A 1200-nucleotide genomic window follows, 5' to 3' on the forward strand; every position below is an offset into this window, starting at 1 on the left:
GCCCCAGGCGCGAGCCGGGCCGCTGGCCGGTGCCACGCGCCGATGCCGGACGGCGCACCGTGGACTTGCCGCCGCTGGCCTTGCCTGCCTGCTGGAGCACCTTGGATACGAAGCCCTGGCCCCGGTTCTTCGGTGCGCTAGGGCGGATGCGGAAATCATCGTCGCGGCGGGTGGGCATGCCTGCGCTCCCTGCAAACTCTGGCGTGTCCGGGCGTGCGAAGCACGCGGACATGCCTGCATTGGCGCGGGCTTCGCGCCACAAGCAGCACGGCGGCAAAGCCGCTGCGTGCCTCGCCCCCCCACGTGCAGACTGGCTTTGCGGGCCGACAGGTGCCGCCCCCTTTTGTCTTGCCTTCCGCATTTGCCTCCCCCTGTCCCCCAGGTTCTCGATCCCGGCAACTGCGGCCCGGTGGCAAGGCTGCACCAGCAGCCAGCGCACCGGCGAACACGGCAATGGCCGCAGGCCAGCCGTGTTCGAGGCAAGACGCCTGCACGTGGGACGGCTGCGCCGGAGGCAGCGCGAAGTGCAGCGCGGATGCGCTCGCACTGCACGCGCGACGACATGACAACGGCCAGCAGAACGACACGCCCGATAGCACGATGATGCGCAGCGAATCGGTGGCCATCATGGGCGCGACTCCAGCCAGACGGGGCGCGCAACGCCGATCACGGAAGCTGCGCTGACCGGCCCGAAATACCGGCTATCGAACGACGCCGGATTGGTCACACTGAGGAGGAACAGCTCGCCATGCCGCAAGCGGTGGCATTGCTGCCGGGATGGCAGCGGCCGGCCCCAGCGATCGGCAGACAGCACGGCGGCTGAAGGCACGCCGTCGATGCGGACTTTGCCGTCAGCGATGCACACCTCTTGCGGCGCCACCGCGCCCACGCGCTTGAGCAGAGGAATGCGCGTCGGCAGGTAGCCGCGCTGCGCAGCGAGCGCGGCAGCCTCGGCAGGCAGCGGCACCAGCACGATGCTGCCTACCGACAACGGACGTGGTGGCGAGCTGGTGCGATGGTCGAGCGGATCGATGCGATACCAGCCGACCTCCACGCTGTCGGACGGGTTGTAGGTCAGGCGTGGCAGCGGATGCACGAAGGACGCCCAGGCCAGCGCAGCGAGGCCGCAGGCGGACAGGCCCGCCAGCACGAGGCGAGCGCGCACGCGCAAGCGAGGGTGCGGCGCGGTGCCGGAAGTGG

At 70.2% G+C, this 1200-nt stretch carries 1 protein-coding gene; it reads right to left on the bottom strand.

Features of this window, described 5'->3' with window-relative positions:
* Positions 1 to 625: 625 nt before the first annotated feature.
* Positions 626 to 1200: S26 family signal peptidase (locus H928_RS0104130; RefSeq protein ID WP_027010534.1), on the bottom strand; the 575-nt coding region annotated here is incomplete at its 5' end.

The sequence above is a fragment of the Comamonas sp. B-9 genome, from assembly GCF_000410635.1.
Classification (GTDB): Bacteria; Pseudomonadota; Gammaproteobacteria; order Burkholderiales; family Burkholderiaceae_C; genus Comamonas.